Origin of the sequence: Geobacillus sp. CAMR5420 (genome assembly GCF_000691465.1) — a bacterium.
GTDB classification, from domain to species: domain Bacteria; phylum Bacillota; class Bacilli; order Bacillales; family Anoxybacillaceae; genus Geobacillus; species Geobacillus thermoleovorans.
Genome location: NZ_JHUS01000091.1, coordinates 1 through 8,493 on the forward strand (window position 1 = coordinate 1; position 8,493 = coordinate 8,493).

The following is an 8,493-nucleotide window of genomic DNA, read 5'->3' on the forward strand; positions in this document are numbered from 1 at the left end:
GGGTGCGAAATGTGAGTTAATAGGCAATTTAGTCAAATAAGGAAAAGACATATTCAAACGGTGACAGGCACGCTGTTAATTTCCTTAAATTTTTCACAAAAAGATAGCAAAAGAAAAGGAACCAGAGCCGCTTCGACACTGGTTCCTTCTGAACTAACTGGAATGATACTGTCAGCTTTTCTGTCTGTTGCGCACAGGTACGCAATCAAGAGCTTTTATTATTAATCTAGAGATATCGCATAGTTTGGTAAAAATTTATTACCTTCTAAATCTGTTAATGAATCATCAATTTTAATTGTAACAGCATTTGTTATTAAACCATCACTATCTGTATTAATTAGGATCGCCGGTTGATTATCATTATCTAAATTACCATCAATATCTCGCTTATAAATAGCTGTAAACTCAGTTATATTATTAGAACCTTCAGTTATAGTAATTGCATACTTAAGATCGTCGCCATCATTTAGTTCCGTTCCCAAAGTTCCTAAAGCCTCAGACAATCTAATGACAATCGTTTCAGCTTTATTTCCATTATCATTAAAAGTGATGGAACTAAACGTCGGAGAAATATACACCTTGTACACAGCTTGATCAAGTGCTATTTGAATTTCGCTTTCATCATAGAATTTTCCAGCAACAGCTTTCTCATTTCTTGTATGATCCTCATCATATGCTTTCAAAGCATCACGTATTGCCATTACTTGTTCCGCTACGGCAAGCTTTTGATAATCATTAAAACCTTCATAATACATTTTACCTTGAAAATCCAAATTAAGATTTTCTAACGCTTCTTTCATATCTACAGCATTTGTTGCATTATTTACTGCTTCAACCGCTCGAGCTCTTGCTGCCGCTTCTTGCTCAATATCCGCAATGCGTGCCTCTGTTACTGCAATGCGTCCATAGTTTGGCAATTGTTCGATTTCTTCTTCTGTTACTCCTGCACTTTTCGCATTTTCAATAGCTGTATTTACTCCTTCTAACAATTCCTGCAACGCTTCCTTATCATTAAACATATCTGCCTCTACTTTATCTGCTGGCAGCTTTGCCAACTCTGTTTCTAATGCTTCAATTGCTTGAGCTTTTGCCGCTGCTGCATCAATATCCGCAATTCGTGCCTTTGTTATCGCAATGCGCCCGTAGTTTGGTAACTGTTCAATTTCCTCTTCTGTTGCCCCTGCACTTTTCGCATTTTCAATAGCTGTGTTTACTCCGTCCAACAATTCTTGCAATAATTCTCTATCATTTATCGCATCCGCCTGTGATTTATCTGCTGGCAGCTTCGCTAACTCCGTTTTCACTGCTTCAACTGCTTGTGCCTTTGCTGCTGCATCAATATCCGCAATTCGCTTCTCTGTCACCGCAATGCGCTCGTAGTTTGGTAATTGTTTGATTTCCTCTTCTGTTACTCCTATACTTTTCGCATTTTCAATGACTGTATTTACTCTTTCTAACAATTGTTGCAATAATCCCCTATCATTTATCGCATCTGCCTCTGCTTTATTTGCCGGGAGATTCGCTAACTCCGTTTCTAATGCTTGAAGCGTCTGCTCCTTTGTTAGCACAGTTTGACTACTATGATTAATCGGTAAAATAGAATTACCATCAATATCTTTTATTTTCGCAGATCCTGTTTCTGAAATAATAATTTTGACAAATTGACCAGGAAGAATAGACTGTCCATCAATTGTAAATGTGATCGAATTTGTTGCCGATGACAGATCAATGGTTTGCTGTAAGTTTGTAATCGATCGTTTCTCTCCATTTACATTGACTATTATATCATTCTTATCTAATACACCATCAATCCATACGTTTTCGCTAAATATTAACTTTATAGTATTACCCGATGCTTCCACAGCATCAAATGTCGGAATTTCATTGACCTCATCAACTATGTTTTGCAAAGAATTCAAATCTTCAAGTCTATCTTTATTGTCCACTATATACTTCTGATACAGATCAAACTTACGTTCATTATAATTCTGTATCTTTGATGTTTTTGACAGATAATGTAACAAATGGTCTAAAGAATAAATACATCCGTTATAATCACCATTTGCAATCAATGCTTTTATATGTTCAATAACAACAGAATCAGAAACATCACCTGAGATCTCCGATGAAGCGAGATAATTTGAATCTTGCCCTTCTGGAGTAATCCATTTTACAGCTTCCGGTACATAACCGATACTAATGATATAATTCCTTAATAAATTAATTTCTTTATCTAACTGAATCTCTAACTTAGTTATACCTTTCTCATCAGCTGCAATCCACTTAATTGATTTGATATTTGATTTATTTATAGAAAAGTTTTCAGCTGTTATATTGAAATATTTAATAACTTTATCTATATCATCGTTTGCAAAAGTTTCCTCTTTTAATGGAGAATTAAATTCAACATAAAATTTATCAGATTCAAAAGTGAATCTTGTTGCATAATACGAAGAATTGATATCTCTCTCTGTAATTTGAATCTCCTTAAATTTTACGATTTTTCCATCACTATCGAGTTCGTACAGTTGTATATATTGGTTAGGAGATATATCCGTGATATCATCTCCAATATTATAAGGTTTTACATCAGAAGGAGGTGTATCTCCTACGTTTGGTATAGTAGAAACTGGTTGATCAGAAATCTTGAACACTAATTGATTACTATTTTCAGGAATATAATTAATCGAAGTTGACCCTAACGCAAAACCTGGGTATAAATGTACTTCCATTGTTGGTGCTGTTTGATCACTCGCCGCTACCGGTTGTACCACTATCGCATCTGTATATCCTGTTGCTTTGATGACAATGCTGTAGTTTTTAGCTGTTGTGAATAGACTCTTATCTAACGTGATCTTACCATTTGTGACTGTATACTTCTCTGTAGCTACTGACACTCCATCTACTTCTACAGCCGTGATTTTTCCTTGCCAATCTGTATTTGGAGCAAACGTTAATTCAATGTCGTTTCCCACTTTTGCATCTGTGTTATCTGCTGTTAACGTTGGCGCGGTTTGGACGCTACCAGCAGAACCCGATCCCGTCGAACCATCTGTAGAACCGGTTTGTGGCCCAGTTTGTCCCCCATCCTTGTTATTCACGGTAACACCTGTAGATGTTTGAATCGTACCGCTGTTTGTTACTTGAATAGAACCTGTGACGGATGAATCTTTCTTAATCTCTTTAATTACAGAATCTTTAGCCACTTCAATTTTTGCATTAGCATTTTTAACAGTGACCGTAGCTTCCTTTAAGTCCCCTTTTAATTCGATTTTTTGCCCCGATTTTTCGGCAGCTAAATTCACAGCTTGTACTTTTGCGCCTTGCTCTGCTTCCAATTTCGCTTCTGTCTTCACTTCGATTTCTTTCACTACGGCGTCTTTCGCTACCTTGATCTGTGAACCTTCTCCCGTTACTTCTACTTTCGTATTAGAGAAGTCACCCTTTAATTCGACACCTTTACTTGATTCGCTGCCTTTCGTGCCAATGGAAACGACTTCGTATGCTCCTTTTTCTTTTGACTCGAGAATCACCGCTCCTGTTGCCCCTGCTGTTTCTGTAAGAGATAATGTCTTAATTTTTGTGCCTTCTTCCGCTACGATGTTGGCACCGTTCGCATCATTGATTTTCAATTCTTCCGCTGTGACGTTTTTCTGATACAAACTATGATCAGCTACGTCATCAACAATAATGACACCGCCTTGGTTATTCACCTTGTTTACTTTCACGTTTTCCAGGTAAACCGTTCCAGCGCCTGTTTCGTTCCCTTTAATAATAATGTTTCCATTCACTTCGGCATTTGCCAGTTTAATATATTGATTTTTACCCGCGATGAGGATGACGGATTGATCGTATTTTTTCACTGCCGCTGCCGTTCCGCCAAAAGTGGTTGGCTTGTCCGCTGCAGTAGAATCTGCATTAAAAATTGCAAATCGCTTTTCCAGCTCTGCCTTAACCGGGTTTACGTAAGCCATTACGCTTTTTAATAGATTGCTATTTTCTTTCAAAACTCCAATCTTTAAACCTTCGCTCACAAATTTTTCAATACGGTTTTTATGGTAAATCGCTTGATCAATCTTGTTTTCTTTCAGCGCCGCGTTCAAACGGTCTGTTTCTATTTTAATGGAAACTGGATATAACGCCGCATCTTTCACTTGTTGCGCAGGTTTGAGATATGTTTGAACCAATGCTGTACGAGTAGAAGCACCATATACTTTATAAAAAGCAGGGGACTTTGTACGAATTTCTTTTGTTAAATCATGATACGCTTTTTCTGTGGAGTCATTTACGATATGGTTAGAAATTAATTTCTTTAATATATTGGCTTTCGCTTCGATTTTTTTGCCAGCCGATACAGCGTCTATATAAGAGGTAGCGCGATCAACGTATACTTGAACATTTTGCGTGAGACGAGCCTCCAAAATATCTTTCTCTTTTCTTTTCAGCTTCTTTACTTCTTCCCGAGCAGCTTTCAACGCAGATTTTGTCTCATTAAACAGCTTCATATCTGGATAATCTAACACATTTTTAGGATAAACCTTTTTCCGGTAATCGTAAGAAACTTGCCATTTTAATGCGCCAGCAAGTTTTTCCGCTTTGACAACCAACTTCTCAGCATTGGCCATTGTTGCGGCTTGAGCTGGATGGGATACAACAAATGCACTAGCAGCAACTGCAGACATCGCAGCAATAGAGGTCGCTAACTTTTTAGCATTTTTCTTTCTCACCCTTTTTCCCCCTTAAAAAGAGTATTTATTACCTATCAAAAAGGTAAAATAAGTATAATTACAGTAATAAAAACCCATAGAAAATTTTACTACATTTCGTATATTAATGTAAATATTTTTTCTTAAAATTATAAAATTAAGAATAAATTAAGTAAGACATTTGTCATCTCGATGCTTTCTGTCATTGTGAAAATGTTCGTTCTAGTTTAGCAGAGCATAACAAAATTCATTGTTCTTACTTCCATTCAAATGTAGCCTTTTTCTTATGGCTAAACGAATGTATTTGATAATTTAAAATTGAGCCACTTTTGAAGGGTTCGATCACATAAAAAATGAGTCACCTGATTTCCAATTTTCATTACCTCCCTTATGATTGAAAGTGCCTAAACTTTTCATCAGGGGGAGAGAAAAAGGATGATCAAGATGGCTCAATTTCATCATATCAAATTCTTGCATGAGGTAGAAGGGCTATCCCAACGACAAATTGCTCAAAAATTAGGGATTTCAAGAAATACCGTAAGCAAATATCTAAAACAGAATGAGGCTCCAACCACCATTCATCGGCAGAAAAACTATCATGGAAAGGAGTATTCCTATGAAACAAAGCGAGTCTTACCCATTATTGATCAATGGCTCGAAGACGATCTAAAACGTTGGGGAAAACAACGCCATACCGCTGCCAGAATTTATCGAAGATTGGTCGATGAGTACAATTTCAAAGGATCTGAGTCCAACATCCGTAAGGTTGTAGCCAAACGTAAGAAAAAGCTGCAGGAAGTCTTTATTCCCCTTGATTTTCAACTCGGCCACCAATTCCAATTCGACTGGGGAGAGGCGGATATTATTCTATAGGGTCGAACACAACGGATTTACCTCTTTTGTATGCAACTTTCGGCAAGTCGAATGCGATTTGTACGAGCATACCTGCATGAGAAACAGGAGGCTTTCTTAGATGGCTTTGTCCATGCGTTTGAATTCTTTGGAGGAGTACCTACCGAAGGGGTATTTGATAATTTAAAAACGGCTGTAGTAAAAATAGTCCAAGGGAGAGATCGTCTCGAACAGGATGCTTTTCTAGCCTTACAAGCCCACTATTTGTTTAAGGCAGAGTTTTGTAATATTCGTTCCGGGAATGAAAAAGGACGAGTGGAAGGGACGGTCGGATACGTAAGAAGAAACGCCTTCGTTCCGCTTCCGGACGTACAATCGCTGGAGGAATTAAACGCTTATCTATTGGACTGGTGTTTGAGAGAGGCGGAAGAAAAAACCGTTCCGTTCACTAAAGAAACGGTTGCGCAAATGTGGGCGAAAGAAAAGGGGTATCTACACCATACCCGTCAAGTTTAGCGGTATAAAATTTTTAAGACGATACTCGTGTTCATCCCCGCAGTGAATGATGGGGATCACATCCATTATTGGGCATACCAAATACCCCTCCAGAAGAAGGGGGTATTTGGTATTTATATCCATATCTAATTCTACCATATCTCTAATTTCGTTAAGATATCTGATGCCGTTTCTTCCCCTTTCCTTCGACCTTTCTTGGCATGTTTTCGTAACAGGGAAAGGAGAGAGAAAAGGTTGATTTCCGCCATATGCGAACGCAAAAGCAACTGGTGCCAATACGATTGGAGAAGATCGAGCGCTTTCCGTTCACTGATTTCAATGTCTTCCTTTTGATGCCAATACATCCGAGCTTGAAACAGAAACGTCTGGGTGACCAAAATGGCAATCAACGTCCCGTATAAATGGCATTCGAAACGTTCTTTTTTCATCTCCTTGACTTTCTCCAAATCAAATACGGATTTCCAGGCTTTAAACAACAATTCAATTTGCCAGCGCAGGGAATAGAGCTCATAAACCTGTTGACCATCAAACGACTCTTGTGGTAAATTCGTCAGTAAGATGTGGTATTTCTTTTGTTCGAGGGTTTGGCGTGCCAGCGCCTTCCCTTTTCTTTTTTCCTTTTTCCGCACATACGCCATCCGTTTTTGCCATTCTTCCGCCGTCAGACGGCGGAAAACCAACCGTGGAACATACAAGCGTTCCTGTCGGATGTACACATGTTCCATTTCCACTGATTCCCCTTCCTCTCATTGATTCTCAAGGGATTCCCAATCCCATTCCTTCCACTGGCCATTCTCCTTGATAGACACGTTCATATCGGAACGGAGCCGAGTCATATAATACGCTCCGCGAGCATCGATCTCGGCCAGTGCGGCAACGGAGAAAAAGCCCAAATCCCGAATACATAGGTCATTCGGTAAAATCGTATGCTGGGCATGATAGGCAAAACGAGCGTCCGAGTCATTGGCCGATTGAACGCATAGCTGAAGGCAGGCGCCGGATAACAAGTCATATTCAAACTGAATTTTCACCCCCGACGAAACGGAACCTCGATAGTCTTCCCCATAGTCAGCGGGAACCAAAAAGCTGGTTGAGTCCAAAATCCGCAGGCGGGTAAAACAAGTTCGATAGGTCTCCATGGCTGACAAAAGCAATGGACGTTGATGCAGGAGGAGAAGGAAAAACACTTCTCGCAAAAATGCCACGGCCCGATCGGTAAAACGCTGATTCAAGCCTTCGCTTGAAAGGGAACAGCCATGCCAGAGCGTCAAGGCCGCACACAACCGCTGAAGCGACTGTTTGGCCAGTGAGCCATCTCCCCATGCACAGAGAGTCAGAAAGGCTTCCGCCGTTAACGAACGCTGCCGCCGGATAAAGCCTGTTTTCCGTGCGAGACGGGTTCATTCTTCGGGAGAAAAGAGTTGACGAATGGTTTGAATCCATGCTTTCATTTGTTTTTCCATGAAAAAAATCCTTTCTAACGTGGAGTGTTCGTTAGAAAGGATACCATGTTTTTGACGATGCACAAAGACCAAAATTCTTAACTTGATGGGTATGGGTATCTACACCCACTCCCTGAAAAGAAGTTTGAAGCTTGCCGGTTGGTCTCTTGTCAGGTGAATAAGACCTCTTTAATTACAGTGGAGACCAATCAGTATTCTGTCCCTTGTAGTTATGTAGGTCAAGCTGTATGGGCAAAAATGTTTGTCGATCATGTGATCGTTGTGGCTCAAAATCAAGTGATCGCTGAACATCCTCGTTCTTACGAACGAAACCAGATGATCACCAATCTAGATCATTATCTGGAGGCATTATTAAAAAAACCGCGAGCGATTCGGGGCGCCCATGCATTTCAATCATCTGACCTTCCGGATGTATTTAGGCGTTTTCACCGAAAAATGAGGGAACAAGAAGGAGCCGCGGGCGACCGTAAATTTATCCGACTCCTTCTCCTTCATCGAGAAATCGGGATGGAAAAATTGACACAAGCATTACGAGAAGCTGAACAAGCGCAGGTCTATCGGTACGAAGTCGTCCATGAAATCATTCAAAGACTGACGAATAACTACTTGCAGGTCCAAGATCTATCTAAGGAGAAAACGCCTGTAAATCTACTAGACTATAAAATTCAAAAGGCAAATGTAGCTCAATACGGACAATTAACGGGAGGTCAGATGAAATGACAACAGAAATCCTTTTAGACCATATCACGAAGCAATTGAGAATGCCTACAATTGCGAAACAATATCGCTCTCTCGCAAGAGAGGCAGAAGAAAGAAATCTACGGTATGAAGAATACTTATTGGCACTATTAGAAGCAAAAGTGCAGGCAAGAGAGGAAAATCAAAGACAGCGAAGGCTCAAACAAGCTGCCTTTCCCATCCACAAAACTTTAGACACCACGAGTGTTGATTATCCA

The 8,493-nt window shown here is 39.7% G+C and carries 6 protein-coding genes and 1 pseudogene; 4 read left to right on the forward strand and 3 right to left on the reverse strand.

Annotated elements, in window-relative coordinates; all coding sequences use genetic code 11:
* Nucleotides 1-221: 221 nt before the first annotated feature.
* The gene (locus DI44_RS18515) at nt 222-4,727 is read right to left on the reverse strand and encodes a hemoblobin-interacting domain-containing protein (protein WP_081823207.1); all 4,506 of its coding nucleotides are present in this window, start codon (nt 4,725-4,727) and stop codon (nt 222-224) included.
* 414 nt (nt 4,728-5,141) lie between these two features.
* Here DI44_RS18515 and DI44_RS19585 point away from each other — a divergent pair, with 414 nt between their 5' ends.
* Together DI44_RS19585 and istA are read left to right on the forward strand one after the other, a co-directional pair.
* On the forward strand, nt 5,142-5,579 hold the full coding sequence (locus tag DI44_RS19585; RefSeq protein WP_223813578.1) for a helix-turn-helix domain-containing protein: 438 nt from the start codon (nt 5,142-5,144) through the stop codon (nt 5,577-5,579).
* Nucleotides 5,580-5,594: 15 nt separating this feature from the next.
* The gene (gene istA, locus DI44_RS19590; RefSeq protein ID WP_277813394.1) at nt 5,595-6,074 is read left to right on the forward strand and encodes an IS21 family transposase; all 480 of its coding nucleotides are present in this window, start codon (nt 5,595-5,597) and stop codon (nt 6,072-6,074) included.
* Nucleotides 6,075-6,205: 131 nt separating this feature from the next.
* On the opposite strand, the gene DI44_RS19595 is transcribed toward istA, so the two are convergent.
* Both DI44_RS19595 and DI44_RS19600 read right to left on the reverse strand, forming a co-directional pair.
* Nucleotides 6,206-6,799 (reverse strand): transposase, encoded by a 594-nt coding sequence (locus tag DI44_RS19595; protein ID WP_347229983.1) that lies wholly within the window; start codon nt 6,797-6,799, stop codon nt 6,206-6,208.
* Between the two features lie 21 nt (nt 6,800-6,820).
* A pseudogene (locus DI44_RS19600) lies at nt 6,821-7,459 on the reverse strand (IS4 family transposase); the annotation flags it as partial.
* Between the two features lie 315 nt (nt 7,460-7,774).
* On the opposite strand from DI44_RS19600, the gene DI44_RS0117545 reads away from it, so the two are divergent.
* Nucleotides 7,775-8,257 (forward strand): hypothetical protein, encoded by a 483-nt coding sequence (locus tag DI44_RS0117545; protein ID WP_241766414.1) that lies wholly within the window; start codon nt 7,775-7,777, stop codon nt 8,255-8,257.
* Nucleotides 8,254-8,493, forward strand: a 240-nt coding sequence (locus tag DI44_RS18525; protein WP_241766415.1) for an ATP-binding protein, incomplete at its 3' end; no start/stop codon positions are given. The genes DI44_RS0117545 and DI44_RS18525, both read left to right, overlap by 4 nt.

Coding starts and splice junctions, on each gene's coding strand:
- DI44_RS19585 (WP_223813578.1), top strand. CDS start 5,142: ATGATCAAGATGGCTCAATTTCATCATATCAAATTCTTGCATGAGGTA.
- DI44_RS19595 (WP_347229983.1), bottom strand. CDS start 6,799: ATGGAACATGTGTACATCCGACAGGAACGCTTGTATGTTCCACGGTTG.
- DI44_RS0117545 (WP_241766414.1), top strand. CDS start 7,775: ATGTTTGTCGATCATGTGATCGTTGTGGCTCAAAATCAAGTGATCGCT.